Genomic DNA, 300 nt, shown 5'->3' on the forward strand with positions numbered 1-300 from the left:
CCTCGGAGTACGAGTAGGTCTGGCCGGCGAGGACGATGCACCGGCCGCACGCCGGGAGCTGCACCACCCGCATGTACGCCACACACGACCGGGACGCAGCCATCGCGACCTGGTCCGCCGAGCGGGCCGCATCCGAAATGGCCGTGGACGCGTAACGGGCCATATCCGCCAGGCCGCCCACCATCGCCCCCGTCGGCTCGGCGCCGCCCGCGAGGCGAGGCCCCACGCCGATCGCCGGGAGGTACAGCAGCGTCTCCAGCGGCCCGCCGTCCGGCGCCACACCGGCGAACGCGCCAGCGA

General features: G+C 74.7%; 1 pseudogene. It reads right to left on the reverse strand.

Going from position 1 to position 300, the window contains the following annotated elements:
• Nucleotides 1–300 (reverse strand): annotated as a pseudogene (locus tag ADL01_RS26605) (hypothetical protein); the annotation flags it as partial.

The organism is Streptomyces sp. NRRL WC-3618, from assembly GCF_001280005.1.
Taxonomy (GTDB): Bacteria; Actinomycetota; Actinomycetes; order Streptomycetales; family Streptomycetaceae; genus Streptomyces.